The organism is Afipia sp. GW823-FHT06G09 (genome assembly GCF_058794875.1).
In genome coordinates this window covers 750,584-774,385 of sequence record NZ_JBXAHF010000002.1, presented here as the reverse complement: position 1 = coordinate 774,385, position 23,802 = coordinate 750,584, and the positions used below count along the sequence as shown (strand labels likewise).

23 protein-coding genes are annotated in these 23,802 nt (G+C 61.1%); 12 read left to right on the top strand and 11 right to left on the bottom strand.

Annotated features, from left to right (window positions below):
- Positions 1 to 11: 11 nt before the first annotated feature.
- Positions 12 to 605: an imidazoleglycerol-phosphate dehydratase HisB gene (gene hisB, locus AC1Q67_RS11315; protein WP_492234059.1), complete on the bottom strand. Its 594-nt coding sequence runs from the start codon at positions 603 to 605 to the stop codon at positions 12 to 14.
- A gap of 182 nt (positions 606 to 787) precedes the next feature.
- Between hisB and hslV the strand changes: the two genes are divergently transcribed.
- The 3 genes from hslV to hslU are packed head-to-tail and all read left to right on the top strand — an operon-like array spanning position 788 to position 3,297.
- Positions 788 to 1,339 (top strand): ATP-dependent protease subunit HslV, encoded by a 552-nt coding sequence (gene hslV / locus AC1Q67_RS11310; RefSeq protein ID WP_492234060.1) that lies wholly within the window; start codon positions 788 to 790, stop codon positions 1,337 to 1,339.
- Positions 1,336 to 1,947 carry a DUF2585 domain-containing protein gene (locus tag AC1Q67_RS11305; RefSeq protein WP_492234061.1) on the top strand — a complete coding sequence of 204 codons (612 nt, stop codon included), beginning with the start codon at positions 1,336 to 1,338 and terminating at the stop codon, positions 1,945 to 1,947. Before hslV ends, AC1Q67_RS11305 begins: the two co-directional genes overlap by 4 nt.
- Before the next feature lie 48 nt (positions 1,948 to 1,995).
- Entirely contained in the window at positions 1,996 to 3,297 is a 1,302-nt protein-coding gene (gene hslU / locus AC1Q67_RS11300; protein ID WP_492234062.1) for an ATP-dependent protease ATPase subunit HslU, read from the top strand.
- 5 nt (positions 3,298 to 3,302) lie between these two features.
- Here hslU and AC1Q67_RS11295 read toward each other — a convergent pair whose 3' ends face one another.
- Genes AC1Q67_RS11295 through AC1Q67_RS11285 form a run of 3 tightly spaced genes read right to left on the bottom strand, consistent with a single transcriptional unit; the run spans position 3,303 to position 6,266 of the window.
- Complete coding sequence (locus AC1Q67_RS11295; protein WP_492234063.1) at positions 3,303 to 3,887, bottom strand: Smr/MutS family protein; 585 nt, start codon at positions 3,885 to 3,887, stop codon at positions 3,303 to 3,305.
- Positions 3,884 to 5,590 (bottom strand): murein transglycosylase A, encoded by a 1,707-nt coding sequence (gene mltA / locus AC1Q67_RS11290; protein ID WP_492234064.1) that lies wholly within the window; start codon positions 5,588 to 5,590, stop codon positions 3,884 to 3,886. Before mltA ends, AC1Q67_RS11295 begins: the two co-directional genes overlap by 4 nt.
- Complete coding sequence (locus AC1Q67_RS11285; RefSeq protein WP_024576784.1) at positions 5,568 to 6,266, bottom strand: Tim44/TimA family putative adaptor protein; 699 nt, start codon at positions 6,264 to 6,266, stop codon at positions 5,568 to 5,570. The genes mltA and AC1Q67_RS11285 overlap by 23 nt, the downstream gene beginning before the upstream one ends.
- A 393-nt stretch (positions 6,267 to 6,659) precedes the next feature.
- On the opposite strand from AC1Q67_RS11285, the gene secB reads away from it, so the two are divergent.
- Positions 6,660 to 7,145, top strand: a complete 486-nt coding sequence (gene secB / locus AC1Q67_RS11280; RefSeq protein ID WP_024576785.1) for a protein-export chaperone SecB — start codon at positions 6,660 to 6,662, stop codon at positions 7,143 to 7,145.
- Positions 7,146 to 7,189: 44 nt separating this feature from the next.
- Here secB and dnaQ read toward each other — a convergent pair whose 3' ends face one another.
- Genes dnaQ through AC1Q67_RS11260 form a run of 4 tightly spaced genes read right to left on the bottom strand, consistent with a single transcriptional unit; the run spans position 7,190 to position 9,971 of the window.
- Entirely contained in the window at positions 7,190 to 7,885 is a 696-nt protein-coding gene (gene dnaQ / locus AC1Q67_RS11275) for a DNA polymerase III subunit epsilon (protein ID WP_492234065.1), read from the bottom strand.
- Between the two features lie 24 nt (positions 7,886 to 7,909).
- Positions 7,910 to 8,509, bottom strand: coding sequence for a dephospho-CoA kinase (gene coaE, locus AC1Q67_RS11270; RefSeq protein WP_492235663.1), 600 nt, complete (start codon positions 8,507 to 8,509; stop codon positions 7,910 to 7,912).
- Between the two features lie 14 nt (positions 8,510 to 8,523).
- Positions 8,524 to 9,132, bottom strand: a complete 609-nt coding sequence (locus AC1Q67_RS11265; protein WP_492234066.1) for a Maf family protein — start codon at positions 9,130 to 9,132, stop codon at positions 8,524 to 8,526.
- Positions 9,129 to 9,971, bottom strand: coding sequence for a pyruvate, water dikinase regulatory protein (locus AC1Q67_RS11260; RefSeq protein WP_006023305.1), 843 nt, complete (start codon positions 9,969 to 9,971; stop codon positions 9,129 to 9,131). The genes AC1Q67_RS11265 and AC1Q67_RS11260 overlap by 4 nt, the downstream gene beginning before the upstream one ends.
- A gap of 522 nt (positions 9,972 to 10,493) precedes the next feature.
- Between AC1Q67_RS11260 and hemJ the strand changes: the two genes are divergently transcribed.
- The 8 genes from hemJ (at position 10,494) to AC1Q67_RS11220 (ending at position 19,383) form a co-directional block, all read left to right on the top strand.
- Positions 10,494 to 10,916 (top strand): protoporphyrinogen oxidase HemJ, encoded by a 423-nt coding sequence (gene hemJ / locus AC1Q67_RS11255; RefSeq protein ID WP_492235664.1) that lies wholly within the window; start codon positions 10,494 to 10,496, stop codon positions 10,914 to 10,916.
- Positions 10,917 to 11,193: 277 nt separating this feature from the next.
- Positions 11,194 to 12,459 carry a transcription termination factor Rho gene (gene rho, locus AC1Q67_RS11250; RefSeq protein WP_024576790.1) on the top strand — a complete coding sequence of 422 codons (1,266 nt, stop codon included), beginning with the start codon at positions 11,194 to 11,196 and terminating at the stop codon, positions 12,457 to 12,459.
- A 167-nt stretch (positions 12,460 to 12,626) separates the two neighbouring features.
- Positions 12,627 to 13,334 (top strand): GNAT family N-acetyltransferase, encoded by a 708-nt coding sequence (locus AC1Q67_RS11245; protein ID WP_492234067.1) that lies wholly within the window; start codon positions 12,627 to 12,629, stop codon positions 13,332 to 13,334.
- 131 nt (positions 13,335 to 13,465) lie between these two features.
- Positions 13,466 to 14,800, top strand: coding sequence for a tRNA uridine-5-carboxymethylaminomethyl(34) synthesis GTPase MnmE (gene mnmE / locus AC1Q67_RS11240; protein ID WP_492234068.1), 1,335 nt, complete (start codon positions 13,466 to 13,468; stop codon positions 14,798 to 14,800).
- 176 nt (positions 14,801 to 14,976) lie between these two features.
- Positions 14,977 to 16,845, top strand: coding sequence for a tRNA uridine-5-carboxymethylaminomethyl(34) synthesis enzyme MnmG (gene mnmG / locus AC1Q67_RS11235; protein WP_492234069.1), 1,869 nt, complete (start codon positions 14,977 to 14,979; stop codon positions 16,843 to 16,845).
- An 8-nt stretch (positions 16,846 to 16,853) separates the two neighbouring features.
- Positions 16,854 to 17,510 (top strand): 16S rRNA (guanine(527)-N(7))-methyltransferase RsmG, encoded by a 657-nt coding sequence (gene rsmG, locus AC1Q67_RS11230; RefSeq protein WP_492234070.1) that lies wholly within the window; start codon positions 16,854 to 16,856, stop codon positions 17,508 to 17,510.
- Positions 17,511 to 17,546: 36 nt separating this feature from the next.
- Entirely contained in the window at positions 17,547 to 18,404 is an 858-nt protein-coding gene (locus AC1Q67_RS11225; protein WP_492234071.1) for a ParA family protein, read from the top strand.
- Positions 18,405 to 18,495: 91 nt separating this feature from the next.
- On the top strand, positions 18,496 to 19,383 hold the full coding sequence (locus AC1Q67_RS11220; protein ID WP_024576796.1) for a ParB/RepB/Spo0J family partition protein: 888 nt from the start codon (positions 18,496 to 18,498) through the stop codon (positions 19,381 to 19,383).
- Positions 19,384 to 19,572: 189 nt separating this feature from the next.
- On the opposite strand, the gene holA is transcribed toward AC1Q67_RS11220, so the two are convergent.
- Genes holA through leuS form a run of 3 tightly spaced genes read right to left on the bottom strand, consistent with a single transcriptional unit; the run spans position 19,573 to position 23,797 of the window.
- Entirely contained in the window at positions 19,573 to 20,601 is a 1,029-nt protein-coding gene (gene holA / locus AC1Q67_RS11215; protein ID WP_492234072.1) for a DNA polymerase III subunit delta, read from the bottom strand.
- Positions 20,602 to 20,625: 24 nt separating this feature from the next.
- Positions 20,626 to 21,180 (bottom strand): LPS assembly lipoprotein LptE, encoded by a 555-nt coding sequence (locus AC1Q67_RS11210; RefSeq protein ID WP_024576798.1) that lies wholly within the window; start codon positions 21,178 to 21,180, stop codon positions 20,626 to 20,628.
- On the bottom strand, positions 21,167 to 23,797 hold the full coding sequence (gene leuS / locus AC1Q67_RS11205) for a leucine--tRNA ligase (RefSeq protein WP_492234073.1): 2,631 nt from the start codon (positions 23,795 to 23,797) through the stop codon (positions 21,167 to 21,169). Before leuS ends, AC1Q67_RS11210 begins: the two co-directional genes overlap by 14 nt.
- Positions 23,798 to 23,802 lie beyond the last annotated feature (5 nt).

Here is a 23,802-nt window from a genome sequence, read left to right as displayed (position 1 = left end):
TTGCGCTCAAATCAGCCGCCTAGCGTGCCCTTGGTCGAGGGAATTTCGCCTGCGGCACGCGGATCGATGGCAACCGCTGCGCGGAGCGCGCGCGCCAGACCCTTGAAGCACGACTCGGCGATATGATGGTTGTTCTCGCCGTACAGCGTCTCGACATGCAGCGTCACGCCGGCGTTGATCGCGAAGGCGTTAAACCATTCGCGCACCAGTTCGGTGTCGAACTCGCCGATCTTGTCGCGCGGGAACTCGGCCTTGAACACCAGCACCGGTCGTCCCGAAATGTCGATCACGACACGCGACAGCGTTTCGTCCATCGGCATGTGGATATTGGCGTAACGGGTGATACCCTTCATGTCGCCGAGCGCCTGCTTCACAGCCTGCCCGAGCGCGATGCCGACATCTTCCGTGGTGTGGTGGTAATCGACATGGAGATCACCGTCGGCCTGCACGGTGATGTCGATGCGCGAATGCCGCGCCAGGAGATCCAGCATATGATCAAAGAATCCGATGCCGGTCGCGACATTGGATATGCCGGTCCCGTCCAGATTGACCGACACCATGATGTCGGTTTCCTTGGTTTTGCGCTTGATGGTAGCCGTGCGCATGAAAAGTGCTCTCCAGAAGCCGGAAGTCGCGCCCTTTTAACAGGCACATGACGCCTTCGCTACTGCGGGATGACGCGATTTTTGCCTGAGTTTTCAGATATGGTGACCGGAATTCGCCGCCCGGCGGGTCGATTGCAACCGGCGGCGCCAGTGCCTAGATGAGGGCCCTCAACGAGGTTTTTATGCAGGCATCACAAGCTGAAATCTGGCACGGCACGACGATTCTCACAGTCCGCAAGGGCGGCAAGGTGGTCATTGGCGGCGATGGGCAGGTCTCCATCGGCCAGACCGTCATCAAATCCAACGCCAAGAAGGTCCGAAAGCTCGGCAAGGGCGACGTCATCGGCGGCTTCGCCGGGGCCACTGCGGACGCCTTCACGCTGTTCGAGCGGCTCGAGGCCAAGCTGGAGCAGTATCCCGGCCAGCTCACCCGTGCGGCGGTCGAACTGGCGAAGGACTGGCGCACGGACCGCTATCTGCGCCGCCTTGAGGCCATGATGATCGTCGCCGACAAGGACGTGTCGCTGGTGCTGACCGGAACCGGCGACGTGCTCGAGCCGGAGCACGGCGTGATGGCGATCGGCTCCGGCGGCAACTATGCCCTCGCCGCGGCACGCGCGCTGGCCGATTCCGACCAGGACGCCGAGACCATCGTGCGCCGCTCGCTGGATATCGCGGCCGATATCTGCGTCTACACCAACCGCAACGTCACCATCGAAACGCTGACCACATGAGCGCGGCATCGGACCAGGCAGCCTTGTCTGCAAGGTCGGGGCTGTCGCCGCGTCAGGGATTCATCATCGCAGCCGCGCTGCTCGCGCTTCAGGCCGCGATCCTCTATGCCATGGGGCGCGTGCCGATCTGCACCTGCGGATATGTCAAGCTCTGGCATGGCGTGGTGCTCAGCTCGGAAAACTCGCAGCACATCGCCGACTGGTACACGTTCTCGCATATCATCCATGGCTTCCTGTTCTATGGCCTGACATGGCTGCTGCTGCCGCGCGTGTCGTGGATCGCGCGTCTTCTGATTGCGATGCTGATCGAGGGCGGCTGGGAACTCCTGGAAAATTCGCCGCTCATCATCGAGCGCTATCGCGCCGGCACCATCTCGCTGGATTATTACGGCGACAGCATCGTCAACTCGATATCCGACACGCTGGCGATGATCGCGGGCTTCATTGCCGCGCGGAAACTGCCGGTGATTGCGACGGTAATCATCGCCATTGTGTTCGAGATCGCCGTCGGTCTTCACATCCGCGACAACCTGACGCTGAACATCATCATGCTGATCCATCCGTTCGATGCGATACGGCAATGGCAAGGCGGGCCGCCGATTATCTAGTGATCCGCCACGCTTGCGATCCATCTCCTTCAACAATAGCTAAGAGCCATGACAGACTTCTCTCCCCGCGAAATCGTTTCCGAACTCGACCGCTTCATCGTCGGACAGGGCGACGCCAAGCGCGCGGTGTCCATCGCGCTGCGCAACCGCTGGCGGCGTCAGCAACTCACCGGTTCATTGCGCGAAGAGGTGCTGCCGAAAAACATTCTCATGATCGGGCCGACCGGCGTCGGCAAGACCGAGATAGCGCGGCGGCTCGCGCGGCTGGCCAATGCTCCGTTCATCAAGGTGGAGGCCACGAAGTTTACCGAAGTCGGCTATGTCGGCCGCGATGTTGAGCAGATTGTGCGCGACCTTGTCGAAGTCGGCATCCTGCAAACCCGCGAACGCAAGCGAAAGGACGTGCAGGCGCGCGCGCAGCAAGCCGCCGAAGAGCGCGTGCTCGATGCGCTGGTCGGCGCCAATGCCGGTGCCGCCACGCGCGATTCGTTCCGCAGGAAATTGCGCGCAGGCGAACTCAACGACAAGGAAATCGAAATCGAGACCCAGTCGTCCGGCGGCGCACCGATGTTCGAGATTCCCGGCATGCCGGGCGCACAGGTCGGCGCGATCTCGATCGGCGACATCTTCGGCAAGATGGGCGGCCGCACCAAAACGCGCCGGCTTAGCGTCGCGGACTCCCACGAAATTCTTGTCAACGAGGAAAGCGACAAGCTGCTCGATAACGAACAGGTGGTGCAGGAATCCATCCAGGCCGTCGAGAACAACGGCATCGTCTTCCTCGACGAGATAGACAAGATCTGCGTCCGCGATGGCGTACGCGCCGGCGATGTCTCCCGCGAAGGCGTGCAGCGCGACCTGCTGCCGCTGATCGAAGGCACCACCGTGTCCACCAAGCACGGCGCGGTGAAGACCGATCATATCCTGTTCATTGCGTCGGGAGCCTTCCACATCGCCAAACCGTCGGACCTGCTGCCAGAGTTGCAGGGCCGCCTGCCGATCCGCGTCGAGCTGCAGGCACTGACCCGGGACGACATGCGCCGTATTCTCACCGAGCCCGAAGCGTCGCTGCTCAAACAGTATGTCGCGCTGATGCAGACCGAAGGCGTGACCCTCGACATCACCGACGATGCGATCGACGCGCTTGCCGATATCGCCGTTGCGGTGAACTCAACCATAGAGAATATCGGTGCGCGGCGTTTGCAGACGGTGATGGAGCGCGTGCTCGACGAGACATCGTTCCACGCTCCGGACATGAACGGTCAGACCATCACGATCAACGCCGATTATGTGAAAAAGCATATCGGCGATCTGGCCAAGAACACCGATCTCAGCCGGTTCATCCTGTAATCGGCCTACCGCGCCCGGCGGACGCGCACATAAAGCGCGCCCTCGCCGCCGTGGCCGATGTGCGCTTCCTCAAAGCCGATCACGAAGCTGCGGAATTCCGGCAGCCCAAGCCAGTGCGGGACCTGACGGCGGAGCACGCCGCGCTCCGACTCCGGTCCCACCGTGCGGCCCTTGCCGGTGATGATCAGAACGAAGGCCATACCATTCTCGTGCGCGTGATGCAGGAAGTTCAACAGCACACGATGCGCTTTGCTCTGCGTCATCCCATGCAGGTCGAGCCGCGCGTCGATCTCCTTCCGACCGCGTGAAAGCTGCGAGCGCTCACGCCGCCCGAGCGGCGCAAGCGGCGGCGGCGCGGGCGGAGCGGCCGGAATCTTTCGATGCATCGCTGGCGATTTCGGTGCCGGTGCCAGCTTCGGAGCGACCGGTGATTCGTCCAGCGCTTCTGCGGAAACCTTCAGCGAACGCGGTCTCTTGCGCAGCGGCTTCGCCTGCTTCGCCACGCTTTCCCATAGTTCGACTTCTTCGCGGCTGAGCGCGCGCTTTCGTCGGGACACAGGCGGTGGATCGAGATTACGCGGACGTTTCATTGGCGATGACGAGTGCGCCGGTAGTGCCGCTTGCGGCGCGGCTGTTCAGGTTTCGCGGTCGCGGTTGATGCCACATCGGGCGCAGCTTTCGGGCGCGCCTCCGGCAGCGGCACAGCTTGCGCAACCGGCGCGGTTACCGCGGGTGCTGCCGGTGCGACGGCTGGCGTCTGGGCTGCCGCGGGCTGATCCTTGGACTGGCTTTTGGGTGATTCCTTTGATTGCTCTTTGGGCTGCTCTTTCGGCACGTCCTTGGCTGTTTCTTTTGGAGCTTCTTTCACAACTTCTTTCGGCGTCTCCTTGACCGGCTCCTTTGCGGGCTCCTTGGACAGATCTTTTTGCGGAAACAGCTTTGCGATCGTGGCCGACGGCCGGTCTTCCGGCAGCGGCATAGTCTTGCCGCGCTGCACCGGATCGAGACTGTTCGGCAGCAGCATGACGAAGCGCGCAGGATTTTTCAGGCGACCGGCGACGCGGCCTGCATCGGCCCCCGCGCCGAAGTAAATGTCCGCGCGCGCCGGACCGATGATCGCCGAGCCGGTGTCCTGCGCGATCATCAACCGGCGGAACGGCGTGTTCGATGTGTCTGACTCAATCGGCAGGTTGCCTTCGATAAAGAATGGCGTGCCATAGACGTGCAGCGACTTGTCGACAGCGATCGAGCGTCCCGCCGTCAGAGGCACGCCCTGCGCGCCGACCGCCTCGTCATCCGCCCCGAGCTTCACCTCGCGGAAGAACACATAGGAGCGATTCTGCCGGCGCAGTTCTTTCGCGGCATCCGGGCTCTGCTCCATGTACTCCCTGATCTTCTGCATCGACATCTGATCTTTGGGAATGATGTTGCGTTCGATCAGGATTCGGCCGACGGGCATATAGGGAAAGCCGTTATGTGCGTCGTAATTGATGCGAACGATCGAACCATCCTCAAGCTTGATTCGTGCCGAGCCTTGAATCTGGATGAACAGCAAATCGGTCTGGCTCTTGAGCCACACCACCTCCAACCCCCGTCCCGCAATCGCACCGTCCTCAATCTCGGCGCGGTCGTAATACGGCACCAGCTTGCGCCGCCCGATCTTGCGGAACACCTGGCCTTTGTTCGGCATGCTGGAATTGGCCTGCGAGTATCCGCGCACGAACAGGTTCGACGGCCGCCGATAGACCGGCACGTTATACACATCGGTCTGGACCCGCGAGCCGTCGACGATCGGCTCGTAATAGCCGGTGACAAAGCCGGCATCCTCACCGATTCGCGAAATCAGCAACGGCGTGAAATTCTTCTCGAAGAATTCGCGTGCCTTGGCGCTGTCGGAAATATCCTGGGCGCGCGCCGCGATGCAGGAATCATGCAGCGACGTGCCGAGCGCCTTGCTCTCGGCGAGCGGAGCCTTCTGCGCGGCAATCGGCTTGCAGCTTGCGCGAAACGTCTTGAACGCGGGGAGCGGATCGTCGTCGGTCCAACCGGCGACCTCGCTCCATTTCAGCGGCGCGTACTGAGCGCCGGGAAATTCCAGCGGCCAGACAACCGGTCGGCGCCTTTGATGTTCATGATGTTCGTGGGAGGTGTGGCGGCTCGCTCTCGCCTGGGCGTCCGCGATGACAAGGCCGGCGACACAAAGTCCGGCCGCTCCCGCTTTCAGCCACGCGCCACAACGCCCGGCTCGTGCACCGGGCGCAGCAACGTCGTTACTGTCCGCTTTCCGTCCCAACCAGCTTCCAGTTCGGATCGCGCGACGCGATGTCACGGGCGAATGTCCAGACATCTGTGACATCGGTGAGCTTTTCCGCATTGCCATCGACGACGGTGCCGGCCTTGTCGCGCGTGACCGAAATCATCTGGGAGACAAACCGGACGGTGATCTGGGCGGACCGATCGCGCGTTTCCGCGTTGACGATCTCCGCCTTGTCGATCGAAGCGAACCGGGTCTCGACCTTTTCGCCGCGCTGCTCGCGTTCCTTGATCGCAGCCTCGAAACCTTCATAGACCTCAGACGACAGCAGATCCTTCAAGGTCCGCCGGTCGCCATTGGCGAACGCGAGCACGATCATCTCATACGCGCTCTTGGCGCCGCTGATGAAATGCTGCGCGTCGAAGGACGGATCGGAAACGGCGATCTGATCGAGACCGCGCGCGAGCGCCGAACCAGATTCGGCAATTCCCTTCCACCGGTCAACCACGACCGCAGGTTCGGCCGATGGCGCCAGCGGGGCCTGATCGATGGTTTTGCCGGGCAACGGCACGACATTGTCGGACATGCGCGCATTGCCCCGCGCCGGCAGGTCGAACGGCGGACGTTCGTCACCGGTGCGCTGTCCCAATACGTTGCGCAGCCGCAGGAAGATGAAGACGGCCAGAGCCAGAAAAATGATAGTGTAAATATCCACGTCGCATTCACTTTCTGATCGGTGCTTCACGCAACCCGAAAAACAACCCGGATGGGCCACCCACGAATTTGCCTGTCACATGTAGGCACGAAACCCGATCCAGCCAACACCGCCATATGCCGCGCTTTGAAGTGCCCAAAAGACAGGGTTTGGGGCATTCACGGCGCCTGTTTCGCTTAATTCTACCCGATCCAGCGGTCAGAGCCAGCCGAAACGCAACAGAATGAGGCCTATCGTCCTTGTCGAATGAGGCAAGGCTATGATAGCCACTCGCCCCGACAAGGGCCCTTCCGGAGCGGATGTTTTGCCGCCAAGGCCTTTTTCGCAGGCAGTTCCCGGACCGGATTGCTCCCCTGGGCGATTCAGTTTCCACATTCTCGGAGAGATCTACTCATGACCAACGGCAACGGTGCACCTTCCGAGAACGCGGCCCCGCCCCAGTTCAACGTCCTGGCGCAGTACATCAAGGACTTCTCGTTCGAGAATCCGAACTCTCCGGCTTCGCTGGCGGCCCAGGACAAGCAGCCCACCATCAACATTCAGATCAATGTCACCGCGAACGCGGTTGCCGAGCACGACTTTGAGGTCGCGCTATCGATCGAGGGCAAGGCCGAGAACGACAATCTTGTGCTGTTCGCCTTTGAACTGATCTATGCCGGCGTGTTCCGCATTCAGAACGTTCCGCAGGACAGCATGCATCCGTTTATCATGATCGAATGCCCGAGGCTGCTGTTCCCCTTCGCCCGGGAAATCATTGCGACGTCGGTGCGCTCCGGCGGCTTCCCGCCGCTGATGCTCGACCCGGTGGACTTCGTCGGCCTCTACCGCCAGAACATGGCGCGCCAGGCGGAGCAGCAACAGCAGGTCAAGCCGAGCTAAGGCTTGAACCGGGCTAAGGCTCAGCGGCGTACATTCGCGCCGCTTCAGGTTTCCTTGGAAAATTCGTTCCAGACCGGCGTGCCGCCCAGGGTCGCGACAAAGGCTGTGTGCGCGGCGACATCCGCTTCGGTAATGCGCGGTGCAAGCGGCACCTCGCGCTGCCGGCGCGGTGCATCCGTCTGTCCCGTGCTGAACGACTGACGCGTCTCCGACAGAATAAGCTGAGACTGCCGCGCACCGATCAGATCTATGTAGACTTCCGCCAACAGTTCCGCGTCGAGCAACGCGCCGTGCTTGGTGCGGCGGGAATTATCGATGGCATAGCGCGAACACAGGTCGTCGAGCCGGTTCGACACACCGGGATGCTTGCGGCGCGCCAGCGTCAGCGTGTCGACCAGACGGTCGCGCGGAATCGCCGCGCGCGAGACCTTGGTCAGTTCGGCATTGATAAAGCCGATATCGAACGACGCATTGTGAATGACCAGCGGCGCGTCCCCGATGAAGGTCAGGAAATCCTCAGCCACCGCCGCGAACAACGGCTTGTCGGCGAGAAACTCGCTCGACAGCCCGTGCACCGCGAAGGCTTCCTGCGGCATGTCGCGCTCGGGATTGAGATAGACGTGAAACGTCTGCCCCGTCGGCATGCGGTTGATCATCTCGACACAGCCGATCTCGACCAGCCGATCGCCGCGCAGCGGATCGAGGCCTGTGGTTTCGGTATCGAGAACGATTTCGCGCATGAGAATGCCGGTTGGTTTAGCGAATCAGCTTCGCCGTCTCGGCATTTTAACGACTTCGCGGAGAATTTCACCGATCTGCTGCCGCACCGGGTCCAGGCCGTGGGATGTGTCCACCACAAAATCCGCTCGCTTGCGCTTTTCGGCATCGGGCAGCTGCCGCGCCAGAATGGCATCCAGCTTCTCGGGCGTCATGTTGTCCCGCGCCAGAATGCGTTCGCGCTGGATCTCCGGCGCGGTGGTGACAACCACCACCGCATCGACGCGGTTCTCGCCGCCGGTCTCATACAACAACGGCACATCGAGCACGGCCACCGGTGCGCCGGACTTTTCTGCATCGCTGAGGAATTTGAGCTGATGACTGCGCAGCATCGGGTGCACGATGGTCTCGAGCTTCTTCATGGCATCGGCGTTGTTCACAACCATGGCCGACAGTTTTTGCCGGTCGACCCTGCCGTTCACCGTACTCCCCGGAAACGCCGCTTCCACCGCCGGCGCAGCCTCGCCCTCATAGACCTTATGGACCGTGGCGTCGGCGTCATAGACCGGCACCCCGGCCTCCTCGAACAGTTTCGCGGTGGTCGATTTCCCCATCCCGATCGAACCGGTCAAACCCAGCAGCAGCATCGTCACTTCTTTCATCAAACGGCCAGCAGATTGCGGCTGCGCAGGAAACCAAGCAACGGCAGCAGCGGCAATCCCAGAATCGTAAAATGATCACCCTCGATGCGCTCGAACAGGTGCACGCCGGTGCGCTCCAACTGATAGGCGCCGACACTTGCGGTGACCGCGTCGCCAGCCTCATCGATATAAGCGGTAATCTCACGCTCAGTCAGAGCCCGCATCGTCATGCGCGCCACGCTGACATGGGAAAACAGCGGCGCACCGTCTTTTGTCACGCTGACCGCACTGTGCAATTCGTGGGTCTGTCCGGACAGCGTTGCGATCTGCGCCGAAGCCGCGGCCCGATTTGCGGGCTTGCTGAAAAGCCGTCCGCCCAGCGCCAGCGTCTGATCCGCCCCGACCACATACCGGCCCGGATGCCTGAGAGAAATAAACTTTGCCTTCTCACCGGCAAGCAGCGCCGCGATCTCACCCGGATTTTTCAGACCTGATTTGTCCTGGATGGCACGTTCATCAATGTCAGCCGGGATGGTCTCAACGGCGATACCCGCATTCGCAAGCAGACTTTTTCGCACAGCACTCTGCGACGCCAGAATCAACGGTTGCCGTTCACGCCAGACAGTCACGTTTGCGATGCCTTCTGGCGCTGGCGATCGGCAAAGAGCTTCATGATGGCCGCAGCGGTTTCCTCAATGGAGCGCCGTGTCACATCGAGAAGCGCCCAGTCGAACTTCGCGCTGAGTTTCCGGGCGAACGCAACTTCCTCGGTCACCGCCTGACGATCGATATAGGTATCGTCGCCGGTCTTGCCGATGCCGAGCAGGCGATTTTGCCGCACCTGTATCAATCGCTCCGGCGTTGCATGAAGGCTGACCACAAGCGGATTCTTCAGCGTTTCAAGCTGATGCGGGATTGGAATTCCCGGCACCAGCGGAACGTTGGCGGTGCGAACGCCGCGGTTGGCAAGGTAGATCGAGGTCGGGGTCTTCGATGTGCGGGAGACGCCGACAAGAACCACATCGGCCTCCTCCAGCCCTTCGACGTGCTGGCCGTCGTCATGCATCATCGTGTAGTTCAGCGCGTCGATCCGCTTGAAATACTCGGCGTTGAGGGTGTGCTGTGCACCGACCCGGCGCGAGGTTTCGGTGCCGAGATAGGCCTGAAACAACTGCATCACTGGACCGATGATCGACAAGCTCGGAATATTGATTTCCTGGCATTTGGCTTCCAGCCGCTCGACCAGATCCTTTTCCAGCAACGTGAACAGTACAATTCCCGGCGCTTCCTCGATCTCCGCAAGGACGCGATCGAGCTGCTTCTGACTGCGGACCAGGGGATAGACATGCTCCACCGGCGAGACGTTGGAGTACTGCGCAGCCACCGCACGCGCGACGGTGATCAGCGTTTCGCCGGTCGAATCGGAAATCATGTGGAGGTGAAAATAACTGCCGGTAGTAGGCGCCATGGCGTGTCGAACCCGTTTCCGCTCAATCCGGCGACTGTGAATCTCTGTGAATCCCTGTGGGCATATTGGCCTCGCTCTGGCGCCCGTCGGCACCAGCCGGGATAACTCGCCTATTCATTCACAGCGCTGATTTCGGGATGAAATCTAACCTTCACTTCGATGGTAGCGGGGTTGTGTGGATTTGTCTTGGGATAATGGCGGGCCAACAGCAGGCAAATACTTGAAACCATCGGCGTATTTTCCACGGCTCTCATAGAGACCAGCAGCGGGTACAAACCGGCGCCTTGTGGACGAACACTGGATAAACACTGGAGAGAAATGCGCGAGCGCTAATCACGGCTACACTTAATCAAACTTAAGAATCTAAAAGGATTCTTTAAGGAAGTGGTGCTTGCGGACAGACCCCTTCTCGCGTCATCTACCGATGCTGCTCAACCCACCGGGCAGAAATTGGTTCCTGCATATCGAAACTGGAAAGACCGGTTTCGATGCAGAAATAAGCTCAGCAGAGAAGAAGACGCGATGTACGAATGGATCAAGGCGCTGCATGTGATCGCCGTGATTTCCTGGATGGCAGGCATGCTCTATCTGCCGCGTCTGTTTGTTTATCACTGCGAAGCTGAAATCGGATCGAAACAGTCCGAAACTTTCAAGGTCATGGAGAGGCGGCTTCTCAGGGCGATCATCGATCCGGCGATGATCGTGACCTGGCTGGCCGGTTTATGGCTGGTCTGGCAGGGTGGCTGGTATGTTTCAGGCTGGTTTCACGCAAAATTCCTGCTGGTGCTGATCCTGTCGGGCGTTCATGGATTTTTCGCAGCCCGGGTGCGGGATTTCGCCAATGACCGGAATACCCGAAGTCAGAAATTCTACCGTATTATCAACGAAGTACCGACTGTCCTCATGATCGGAATCGTCATTCTGGTGATCGTCAAACCGTTTTAGGACAACGCGTTGCCGATTGAAGCGGCAACGACCTGCTTGCGAAGACCCGGACGATTTTCTATATTCTTGTCATCCCACCGAACGCAGGCGGATGTGGTTGAGTCCCGGTCTCATTGTTGGACCGGCCGCCACATCAGGTTCGAAGCCTCCCGGCACCTTCCTCGCTCAAGACCTGCGGACTTCTGATCGCGTTTGTAGTCCGTATGTCGTCAGCAGGCTGAAACCTTTCGCTCCCCTCCCCTCTCTTTTTCTCCACATGCTCCACAGGACAACCCCAATGCGGGAAATCAAACTACAGGACCTCAAAACCAAAACTCCGGCGGAGCTTGTCTCGTTCGCCGAAGAGCTTGGGGTCGAAAATGCCAGCACCATGCGCAAGCAGGAGCTGATGTTCGCCATTCTCAAACAGCTTGCGATCCAGGAGACCGACATCATCGGTGAAGGCGTCGTCGAAGTTCTCTCCGACGGCTTTGGATTCTTGCGCTCATGGGACGCCAACTACCTGCCCGGCCCCGATGACATCTATGTTTCGCCATCGCAGATCCGCCGCTTCGGATTGCGCACCGGCGACACCATCGAGGGCCATATCCGCAGCCCGAAGGAAGGTGAACGCTACTTCGCGCTGCTCAAGGTCAACACGTTGAACTTCGAGGACCCCGAGAAGTCCAAGCACAAGGTCAACTTCGATAACCTGACGCCGCTGTTTCCGGACGAGCGTTTCCGTCTCGAACTCGATGATCCGACACGCAAGGATCTTTCGGCCCGCGTCATCGACATCGTGGCTCCGATCGGCAAGGGCCAGCGCGCGCTGATCGTCGCGCCTCCCCGCACCGGCAAGACGGTGCTGATGCAGAACATCGCCCACTCAATCACAGCCAATCATCCGGAATGCTATCTGATCGTTCTTCTGATCGATGAGCGTCCGGAAGAAGTCACCGACATGCAGCGTTCGGTGAAGGGCGAGGTTGTGTCGTCGACCTTCGACGAACCGGCGGTGCGTCACGTGCAGGTCGCCGAGATGGTGATCGAGAAGGCCAAGCGCCTGGTCGAACATGGCCGCGATGTTGTCATTCTGCTCGACTCGATCACCCGCCTCGGCCGCGCCTATAACACCGTGGTGCCGTCATCCGGCAAGGTGCTGACCGGTGGTGTCGACGCAAATGCACTGCAGCGTCCCAAGCGTTTCTTCGGCGCCGCGCGTAATATCGAGGAAGGCGGTTCGCTGACGATCATCGCGACGGCGCTTGTCGATACCGGCAGCCGCATGGACGAAGTGATTTTCGAAGAGTTCAAGGGTACCGGTAACTCCGAACTCATTCTCGACCGCAAGGTTTCGGACAAGCGCACCTTCCCGGCGATCGACATCTCGCGCTCCGGTACGCGCAAGGAAGAGCTCATCACTGATCCGCAGCTGCTCAAGAAGATGTACGTCCTTCGCCGCATCCTCAATCCGATGGGCACCATGGACGCGATCGACTTCCTGCTCGACAAGCTCCGCAACACCAAGAACAACGCCGAGTTCTTCGACTCGATGAATACCTAAGAACTTCTGACCGCCAGCAGCGGTCAGCTTGTTTACGATGCCCGGCCCATCAGTGCGAAGCATGCCTTCGTATCGATGTGCCGGGCATTTGCATTTTCGGTATACCACGTCAGGATGATTGCGCTGCTCGCATCGGCACAAGCTGCGCCAGCAAGGGAGGTTGTGTCTTGTCGTCAAATCCCAGTCTTCCGCTCGGCGCTGCCCTGCCCGGCTGGACGCGCCGTGCGTTGCCGCAACCGGTCACGATCGATGGCCGCACCTGCCGTATCGAACCGCTCGATGTGGCGCGTCACGGTGACGACTTGCTCGCGGCATTCAGAGATACCGATGAAGCATCGTGGGTGTATCTGTTCATCGGTCCCTTTGCGGATGACGCCGTCATTCTGACCTGGCTGACCGAAGCTGCGAACAGCAAGGACTACATTTACAGCGCCATCATCGACCGCGCGTCGGGACGCGCCGGCGGTGTTTGTGCGTTCATGCGGCCTGATCCTGCCAACGGCGTCGTGGAAATCGGCAGCATCCACTACGCCGACACACTCAAGCGCACATCGGTGACCACCGAGGCGATGTATCTTTTGATGCGCTATGTATTCGATGAGCTCGGCTACCGGCGTTACGAATGGAAGTGCAACTCATTCAACGCGCCGTCGCGCCGCGCTGCGCTGCGGCTCGGATTTCGCTTTGAGGGAATTTTCCGCAATCACCTGGTGGTCAAGGGCCACAACCGGGACACCGCCTGGTTTTCGATTCTCGACAGCGAGTGGCCAGCGCTGAAAGGCGCTTACGAAAATTGGCTCGCGCCAGAAAATTTTGACCGCGGCGGACAGCAGCGCAGGTCGCTTTCGGAGATAATTACCGCTGCGCGAGGGTGATGTTGTTGTGCAGTGCAATATTAGATTTGCTGCATCTGTCCTTGCAACATATTGCGATGCAGCAATTATAACACCGGGCTCCTCCTTAGGGATTTTTCATTGCCTGTCGGCTGGTCATTCGACAAATAGGCATGCCTTCCCCCGATCAGACCATTTTCGCCTTGTCGACCGGCCGCGCGCCGTCGGCGATTGCCATCATCCGCGTATCGGGCCCGCAGGCCAGCGCGGCGGTGGAGCGGTTATGTGGAAAATTGCCCGCGCCTCGTCTGGCCCATGTTGCGACTTTGCGCGACCTCGACGGCAGCGCCATCGACGAATCAGTGGCGCTCTGGTTCCCGGGCCCGCACAGCGCGACCGGCGAAGACGTCGCAGAATTTCATGTCCATGGTGGACGCGCCGTCATTGCGGCGATTTTCGATGCGCTTGGATCTATCGACGGCTTGCGTCCCGCGGAGCCGGGCGAGTTCACGCGCCGCGCGTTCGAGAACGGCAAGCTTGATCTGACCGAAGCCGAAGGTCTCGACGATCTGATCCACGCCGACACCGATCGTCAGCGCCGTCAGGCTTTGCGGCACCTGAAAGGTTTGCTTGGCGCGAAGGCGGAGAGGTGGCGGCAGCAGATCATCGAAGCGTCGGCACTGATCGAAGCGGGAATCGATTTCTCGGACGAGGGCGATGTGTCAGCAGAGCTTGTCGCGCCGGCTTTGAAGAAAATCGCGGCGCTTAAATCCGAAATCGAAGAAACGCTTGCGGCATCGGCACAAAGTGAACGTCTGCGCGAAGGTCTCACAGTTGCAATCGCCGGTCCGCCGAACGCCGGAAAATCGACGCTGCTCAATCGTCTTGCGCGGCGCGAAGCTGCAATCGTTTCTCCACATGCCGGCACCACGCGCGATGTGATCGAGGTTCATCTCGATCTCGACGGCTATCCGGTGACGCTGATCGATACCGCGGGCGTCCGTGACACCCATGATCCGGTCGAGCAGGAGGGCGTGCGCCGCGCGCGCGATCGCGCCCGCACATCGGATCTGGTTCTGTGGCTTGTCGATGCGAATGACAAGACCGCGCCGTTGCCGCAGAACGAAGACGGCCATGCGCCGGTGTGGATCGTGCGCAACAAGGTTGATCTGATCGGCGGCAAAGGCGAGGGCGGGGCTGGGGCGCAGTTCGATATTTCCGCCGCGCAGGGCGATGGCGTCCCGGAGTTGATCGCGGCGCTGGTGGCCTACGCCCAGGATTACTTCGGGGCGGGCGAAATGGCTTTGGTCAGCCGCGCCCGGCACCGGACATTGCTGCGCGAGACTGTGGAGGCACTGGACCGGGCAGGGCGCTCGGCTGGCAGCGGCGACGAGCTTCTGGCGGAAGAGCTACGAATCGCGATTCATTCATTGGGCCGTTTGATCGGACGAGTGGATGTCGAGGACATCTTGGATGTGATCTTCCGGGAGTTCTGTATTGGCAAGTAGGCCAATGGCCGACTGGGGTTCCAGGTCGGCCATTGGGCCTGTTTCACGTGAAACAGGCGGAACCCCTTCACTGTTTCACGTGAAACACCCGTTGGAACCCTCCCTAGGTTTCACGTGAAACATCTCTGATCGATTCCGTCTTTCAGCTTTCGCACCAAAGCGATAGAAGTCTGCTCATGCAGATATTCGACGTCATTGTGATCGGTGGAGGCCACGCCGGCTGTGAGGCTGCGGCGGCATCCGCGCGCGCGGGCGCCAAAACCGCGCTTGTCACCCATCAGTTCGCGACGATTGGCGCGATGTCCTGCAATCCTGCCATCGGAGGCCTTGGAAAGGGCCATCTGGTCCGGGAAATCGACGCCTTGGATGGCCTGATGGGTCGCATGGCCGATCAGGGTGGCATCCAGTTCCGGGTTCTGAATCGCCGGAAAGGACCCGCTGTGCGTGGTCCCCGTGCCCAGATCGACCGTAAGCTTTATGCGACGGCGATGCAGGCGGAAATCCGGGGCACGCCCAACCTGACCGTGATTGAGGGCGAAGCCGACGAGCTTTTGCTGTCCGAGGGTCGAATCTCCGGGATTCGTCTGGGCGATGGCCGGGGATTTGCCGTTGGCGCGGTGGTCGTGACCACCGGGACCTTCCTGCGGGGTCTGATCCATCTCGGTGAGAGGAACTGGCCCGCCGGACGGGTCGGCGAAGCTCCGGCGATGGGTCTTTCCAAATCCTTTGAGCGAGCCGGATTTATCCTGGGCCGTCTCAAGACCGGAACGCCGCCGCGGCTCGACGGATCGACGATCAACTGGTCGGCGGTGGAAATGCAGCCCGGAGACGATCCGATCGAGCCGTTTTCGGTGCTGACCGACCGGATCATGACCCCGCAGATCGAATGCGGGATCACCCGGACCACCAACGCGACCCATGAGATCATCCGGGCCAATGTCCATCGCTCACCGATGTATTCCGGCCAGATCAAGAGCTCCGGGCCCCGCTACTGCCCCTCCATCGAGGACAAGATCGTCCGGTTCGGCGATCGCGACGGCCACCAGATCTTCCTGGAGCCGGAAGGGCTGGACGACACCACGGTTTATCCCAACGGCATCTCGACCTCGCTGCCGGAAGAGGTCCAGCAGGCAATTCTGGCGACCATTCCGGGCCTCGAGCACGTGAAAATGGTCCGGCCGGGCTATGCCATCGAATACGATCATGTCGATCCACGTGAACTCGATCCAACCCTCCAGACCAAGCGCGTGCCGGGCCTGTTCTTGGCCGGACAGATCAACGGCACCACCGGCTATGAAGAAGCCGGTGCGCAGGGTCTCGTGGCCGGATTGAATGCCGCCTTGCTGGCCGGTGGCGCTGAACCGGTCGTGTTCGACCGCGCCGACGGTTATCTCGGCGTGATGATCGATGACCTGACATCGCGCGGTATCACCGAGCCGTACCGGATGTTCACCTCCCGGGCCGAGTATCGCCTGACGCTGCGGGCGGACAACGCCGATCAGCGCCTGACCGATCGGGGCATTGCCCTGGGATGTGTCGGAAGCGAACGGGCAGGGCGTCACGCCGCCAAGATCGCTGCGCTTAACCTCGCGAAATCATTGGCGAAATCCCTTTCGGTGACCCCGAACGAAGCCGCAAAACACGGTCTCATGCTCAATCATGACGGCCAGCGCCGGACCGCATTCGAGCTGCTGGCTTATCCCGAGGTTGAGTGGACCACCGTCACGTCGATCTGGCCGCAACTCAATAGCATCGACCCGAAGATTGCCGTCCATCTTGAGATCGACGCCAAGTATGATGTCTATCTGGCTCGCCAGGCTGCTGATGTGCAGGCATTTCGCCGCGACGAAGGTCTGGTTCTGGCGGATATCGATTACAGCGCCGTTCCAGGACTCTCGAACGAAGCGCGGCAGAAGCTCGAGAAGGTTCGGCCTCGGACCATCGGGCAGGCGGGCCGGATCGAAGCCATGACTCCGGCAGCGCTGGCAATTCTCGCGGCCTATCTGCGCCGCGAGGCTCGCCGATCATCCGCCGCATCGGCCTGAGGCATCCCATGGCCAAGGCGGCCCCGATTTCCATCCCGGCTTCGGACAAGGCGGCGGCGTTGGCGCTCACGCCTGTTTCACGTGAAACAGAGGCGCGGCTCGATCGCTATGTCGGTTTGTTGGTGGCGTGGCAGGCCAAGACCAATCTCGTTGCACCGTCGACGTTGCCGCAGCTCTGGACCCGGCACATTTCCGATTCACTCCAGGTTCTGGATCTCGCGCCGTCGGCAAGACGTTGGCTCGACTTCGGCAGCGGCGGTGGTTTTCCCGGGGTGGTTCTGGCCTGCGCGATGGCGGAGCATGAAGGCGCGTCCGTCCAGCTTGTCGAACGAATCGCCAAGAAGGCGGCATTTCTGCGCGAAGCGCTGCGGGTCACCGGCGGGGCCGGCTCGGTTATCCTCGCCGACATCGGGGATTATGTGGATAGCTCAAAGGCGCCGATAGATTGCGTCACAGCGCGCGCGGTCGCTCCACTACATATGTTGCTGGGCTATGCAGAACCTTTGGTGAGCCGGGGCGCGAAAGCACTCTTTCTAAAGGGACAAGATGTAGAGTCTGAATTGACGGAAGCTACTAAATACTGGAATATCGAGCCCATTTTGCATCCCAGCCGCACAGGCGGACACGGCTGGATCGTCGAGCTCAACAAGATCGAGCGGCGATAATCGTCCGGCAGTAACAGGTACAAGGCGGCCAGGCACATGGTTGGCATCGGCGGAATTTTTGAGGACGAAAACGGCGCGGCGACGGGCGAACGGGGCCATCCCCGGATCCTGGCGCTGGCCAATCAGAAGGGCGGCGTCGGCAAGACCACGACCGCGATCAATCTCGGGACCGCGCTGGCTGCCATCGGCGAGCGGGTGCTGATCGTCGATCTCGATCCGCAGGGCAACGCCTCGACCGGTCTCGGCATCGACCGCCGCAACCGCAGCTGCTCGACCTACGACGTGCTGGTCGGCGAAGCCAAGCTGCGCGAGGCGATTATTCCGACTGCGGTGCCTCGCTTGCACATCGCGGCTTCGACCATGGATCTTTCGGGTCTCGAACTCGAACTCGGCACCACACGCGACCGCGCGTTCCGTCTGCGCGACGCCATTGCCGAGCTCAACGTCAATGTCGCGCCGGACACCGACTACACCTATGTGCTGGTTGATTGCCCGCCGTCACTCAACCTCATCACCGTCAATGCGATGGCGGCATCGCACGCCATTCTCGTTCCGTTGCAATGTGAGTTCTTCGCGCTCGAAGGTCTGTCGCAGTTGTTGCAGACGGTGGAGCAGGTGCGCTCGACGCTCAATCCGACGCTGTCGATCCACGGCATCGTGCTGACGATGTTCGACTCGCGCAACAACCTGTCGAACCAGGTCGTTGCCGATGTGCGCCAGTTCATGGGCAAGAAAGTTTACGACACCATGATCCCGCGCAACGTGCGCATCTCGGAAGCACCGTCCTACGGCAAGCCGGTTCTGGTCTACGATCTCAAGTGTGTCGGCAGCGAAGCGTATCTGAAACTCGCGACGGAAGTCATCCAGCGCGAGCGTGAGTTGCGCGCGCACTGATCCTGCGACGTTAAAGCTTGCGGCGATGATGCTCGCCGCTGTGAAAATTTGTGAAGCAGGAGTGCGTGAGTTGAGTGCGAGGGAAGCGGCAATGGCCGAAGAGCGTTCGCGACTGGGTCGCGGTCTTGCAAGTCTGATTGGCGATGTCGGCGGCGAGGCGGCGCATGTTGATCGTCCCGCGCGCACGCCGCGCCGCGTTCCCATCGAATTTCTCAAGGCCAACCCGCGCAATCCGCGGCGGACTTTTTCCGACGAAGAACTCAACGAGCTGTCGGCGTCGATCAAGCAGCATGGCGTGATTCAGCCGATCGTGGTGCGGCCGGTGAGGGGCGCGCAGGATCGTTTCGAAATCATCGCCGGCGAACGGCGCTGGCGTGCGTCGCAGCGCGCGGGTCTGCACGATGTGCCGATTGTCACCGTTGAGGTGAACGACAGCGATGCGCTCGAGATTGCGATCATCGAGAACGTGCAGCGCTCCGACCTGAACGCGATGGAAGAGGCGCAGGGCTATCACGCGCTCGCCGCGGAATTCAAACGCAGCCAGGAAGACATCGCCAAGATCGTCGGCAAGAGCCGCAGCCATGTCGCGAACATGATGCGCCTGACCAAGCTGCCCGATCAGGTTCAGGCCTATATAGCCGAAGGCAAACTGTCGGCCGGTCATGCGCGCGCGCTGATCGGCGTGCCCGACGCGGCAGCCGCGGCGAAGCGGATTGTCGAGGAAGGTCTGAACGTGCGTCAGACTGAAGCGCTGGCGCATGAAGAAGGCGTGCCGGAGCGCGGCGCCCAGAAGGCGCGCGGTGGCGGTTCTGCCAAAGTAAAAGATCCCGACACCATCGCACTCGAAAAGCGCGTCAGCGATGTACTCGGATTGAAGGTCAGTGTGGATCACCGCAATCCCGGTGGCACGGTGCAGATCAAGTACACCGATCTCGATCAGCTCGACGAGATCCTGCGGCGGCTGGAAGCAGGCAAGTAAGCCAGAAAGAGATCGCCGCTCTATCTTCCGGTCATCCCCGCGAAAGCGGGGATCCATAACCACTGAATGTTGTGGTGAAGGAAGAAAGCCAGTCCCAGCATATTCTATGAATCGAAAGTTCAGGGAGTATGGGTCCCCGCTTTCGCGGGGACGACATCGCATGTGACGCTAAGCCGCGTCTCGGATCGTCTAGCCCCGCCGCCGGGCATTCACCGCGATTGCAAGCAGCGCACGCTGTGCAATGACTTCCGCCAGCGACGACTGTTTGCGCATGTCGAATGCCGCATCCGCCAGTTGTGCCATGACACGCGCCATGCGCTCGGAACTGGTATTGCGCAACGCCGTTTCGACCAGCGTCTTGCGCGAAAAATGCAGCCGCGGAAATCCGCTGTCGAGCGCCTCGAGTTCGCTGCGCCCTTCTTCGATCGAGAGCCGCGCCTTGTGCAGCAGCGCCGCGTGGCGCTGCGCCGACATGATGATCAGGCCGGGATAGGTTCCGGCGGCCATTGCCTTGGCGAACGCGGGTTCGACGTCGGCGGCGCGTCCCGCAAAGGCATTGTCGACGATCGGATCGAGCGCCAATCCCGATGCGTCGGTGACGATAGCAACCACGTCATCGAGTGTGACCTCGCGCTGACCGTGTGCGTAAAGCGCGACCTTGCGGATTTCGTTGCGTGACGCCTGCCGGTCGCCGCCAAGTAGTGAGGTGAGTGCCGCGCGCGCGTCCCGTGCAATTTTCAGATTCGACAGGCGCAGTTCGTCGTCGATCAGTCTGGCAAGATCGCGCTCGGTGTCGGCATAGCAGGCGATGGCGACTGCGGTCTTTGCTTTCTCGCAGGCTTTCCGCAGCGGTGCATCCGGGCGCAGTTCGCCGGCCTCGATGACGATGCGGCAATCCTTCGGCTGCATCTCGGCCAGCGTATCGATGCCGCTTGCGAAGCTGCGCGAGCCGGCGCGAATCCGGATCGCGCGGCGGCCGCCGAACAGCGGCACGGTCATGGCTTCATCGACAAGGCGCGACGGCTCGGCAGCGAGCTCGTCGCCGTCCATTCTGACCAGAGAGAACGGATCGTTCGGATCGTCGACAGCAGAGGCCATCAAGGCATCGGCGCGCTCGCGTACGAGGCCTGCGTCCGGGCCATAGAGCAGGATGATCGGCCGCGACGGATCGGGCCGGGCCAGAAACGCGTCGATTTCTTTCCCTCGAAGCGCGACCACACTTATCTCAAGGCTTATTGTCGATCAGGTGCCAGCGATGAAGAACGAGGCGAGGCGCTGGCTGATATTGTCGGCGATGACCTTGGCGGCGCGGTCTTCGGCGTCACGCAGTCCGCGCGAGCGGGCGAAACGCTGCGCCTGTCCCGGAATATCGTAGGACACACGCGAGAAGGTCGTACCGGTCAGCACCGTCTTGTCGGTGGCGTTGTCCTTCAGTTCATACGTCGCATCGATACCGTAGTTCTCGATATCGGGCCGGGCGGTTGTCGGGTCGACGATGACCGACAGCCGGGATGTACTCAGCCGCATTACCAGCCGGTGGGTTGGCGGGCCGCCGACTGCGCTGCCGTACATGCTGAACATCAGATGGTTGCGAATCTCGACACCGAGCCGTGCTTCGCGCGAGCCGTTCGGCAGGTTGAGCGGAGGAACCTCGACGCCCTGCAGCTTTTCGCGCAAAGCCGATCCGCCGGTCGCGCTGCGTTCGCCGTACATCGGCTGGAAGCACCCGGCCGTCAGGGCCGCAACGGCGGCCACGGCAATGAGCCGGACAGCGATGCGCTTATCAAACCACGACATTCACGATCCTCTGCGGAACGACGATGACTTTTCGGGGAGGTTTCCCGTCCAGAGCCGATTTTACTGCATCGAGTGTCAAAACGGCAGCCTCAATTTCCCCGTTTGAAGCATTTCGGGCGACCGTGACATCCGCGCGCTTCTTGCCATTAACCTGCACTGGCAGCGTAATTGTGTCATCGACCAGCAGTTTGGCCTCGGTTTCAGGCCAATTTGCCTCCGAAACCAGTTCCTGATGCCCCAGAGCCTGCCAGCATTGCTCGGCCAGATGCGGCATCATCGGGGAGATCAGCCGGACCAGGATGTCGAATGCCTCTCGCGCCGCCGCTGCGACGGCGGGGTCGGTCTGCAGGGATTTCGCCGGCCCGTCGACGACGTCGCCCAGCGCGCCGACGAAGGTATAGAGCTTTGCGATCGCGGTGTTGAACCGCAGCCGTTCGATCGCGGTCGAGACATCCGCAAGGGTGCGGTGCGCGATGCGCCGGAGCGCCATCGCGGCGTCGTTGTTTTCCGGGATGGCCGTCCCCGGCTTCGGCAGAAGCGGAGCGGCGGTATTCACCAGCCGCCAGATGCGCTGGACGAAACGGCCGGCGCCCTGCACGCCTTCCTCGCTCCAGATCACGTCGCGGTCGGGTGGCGAGTCGGAAAGCATGAACCAGCGGGCGGTGTCGGCGCCGTAGGTGCCGATGATGTCGTCGGGGTCGACGGTGTTGCGCTTCGACTTCGACATCTTTTCGATCGGGCCGATCTCGATCGGCTCTTTCGTCGTCAGCAGTTTCGCGATGCGCTTGTCGCCGACGGTCTCGATGCTGATCTCGGCCGGCGAGGCAAAGGTGCCGTCCTGCTTCTTGTAGGTTTCGTGCACCACCATGCCTTGCGTGAACATGCCGGCGAACGGTTCGTCCATGCCGATGTGCCCCGTTGCCTTCATCGCGCGAACGAAGAAGCGGCTGTACAGCAGATGCAGGATCGCATGCTCCACGCCGCCGATATACTGGTCGACCGGCATCATGCGATCGACGACATTGCGAGTCGTCGGCGCGTTCTCGTTCCACGGATCGGTGAAGCGCGCGAAATACCACGACGAGTCGACGAACGTGTCCATCGTGTCGGTTTCGCGCGTGGCCTTGCCGCCGCACTGCGGACAGGTGACGTGCTTCCAGGTGGGATGATGATCGAGGGCATTGCCCGGCTTGTCGAAGGTCACATCCTCCGGCAGCACGACCGGCAAATCCTTGTCCGGCACCGGCACCACATCGCACTTCGGGCAATGAATCACGGGGATCGGACAGCCCCAGTAGCGCTGGCGCGAAATACCCCAGTCGCGCAGGCGGAAGTTCACCTGCCGCTCGGCGACCGGCGTATTGCCGCGCGTTGCGCTCTCGAGGCGCCTGGCGACGTCTTCCTTCGCCTCCTCGATGGTCATGCCATCGAGGAAACGCGAGTTGATCATGCGGCCTTCGCCGTCATAGGCGGTGTCCGTAATGACGAACGATTTGGGATCGACGTCCGGCGGACAGACCACCGGCGTATTTCCGAGGCCGTATTTGTTGACGAAGTCGAGGTCGCGCTGGTCGTGCGCGGGGCAGCCGAAGATGGCGCCGGTGCCGTATTCCATCAGCACGAAGTTGGCGACATAGACCGGCAGCTTCCAGTCGGGATCGAACGGATGCACGGCCTTGATGCCGGTGTCGAAGCCCTGCTTCTCGGCGGTGTCGATGATTTCCTGCGCGGTGCCCTGACGTTTGGTCTCGGCAATGAATTCAGCGAGCTTCGGATTCTTCGCCGCCGCCGCCTGCGCAAGCGGATGATCCGCCGCGATCGCCATGAACTTCGCGCCGAACAGCGTATCCGGCCGCGTCGTGAAAACCTTGAGTTCGTTCTCGCCGCCTGGCGCCGTCGCCGGGTCAAGCGCGAAACGGATCAGCAATCCTTCCGAGCGGCCGATCCAGTTGCGCTGCATCAGCCGCACCTTGTCCGGCCAGCGATCGAGCGTGTCGAGCGCGTCAAGCAAATCCTGCGAGTACTTCGTGATCTTGAAGACCCACTGGTTCATCTCGCGCTGTTCGACAACGGCGCCGGAGCGCCAGCCGCGGCCGTCGATCACCTGCTCGTTGGCGAGCACGGTCATGTCGACCGGGTCCCAGTTGATCTTGCGCTTTTCGCGCTCGGCGAGCCCCGCCTTCATGAAATCCAGAAACATCTTTTGCTGATGTTTGTAGTAGCTCGGATCGCAGGTCGCGAATTCGCGCGACCAGTCGAGTGACAGCCCCATGGTCTGGAGCTGCTTCTTCATCGCGGCGATGTTCTCATAGGTCCATGCCTTCGGCGCCACCTTACGCTCGATGGCGGCATTCTCGGCAGGCAAACCGAAGGCGTCCCAGCCCATCGGATGCAGCACGTTGTGGCCCTTGGCGCGCATGTAGCGAGCGACCACGTCGCCCATGGTGTAGTTGCGGACATGACCCATGTGTATGCGCCCCGACGGATAGGGGAACATCTCGAGCACGTAATATTTCGGCCGGGGATCGTCATTGCGGGTGGCGAAAATCGCCCGCTCGTCCCAGAGCTTTTGCCAGCGTGGCTCGGATTCGCGGGCGTTATAGCGTTCGGTGCTCATCGGAT